Annotated in this window: 1 protein-coding gene; it reads right to left on the bottom strand. The window is 69.5% G+C overall.

The annotated features are described in order from the left end of the window. A partial coding sequence (locus ACZ3GY_RS24260) for a hypothetical protein (RefSeq protein ID WP_465912326.1) occupies positions 1 to 262 on the bottom strand: 262 nt, incomplete at both ends.

The raw sequence follows: 262 nt of genomic DNA, 5'->3' as shown, positions 1-262 counted from the left end.
AGATCGTGAAGGCGCTCGTCGTGCCGTCCGGTCCGGTCAACGTCGCCTTCGTCGTGCCGAGTTTGCGCGCGATGAAGCCGGGGCGGAAGGTCGCCCCCTCGTCGGAGCCGCCGGCCGAGAACTCGGCGATCGTGGGGTCGTCGGTGGTTCCCCGCCACTGGTCCTCGGTACCGTCCGGAACGGTGACCGAGAGCGCCGTCCCGATGACGACGGCAACGTTCTTGCCGCTCAGATCGCCCGGGGACATCATGGTCGGCGGCAG

The organism is Pseudomonas sp. PME37.24/006 (assembly GCF_055556635.1).
This window is presented reverse-complemented; position numbering and strand designations above follow the sequence as displayed.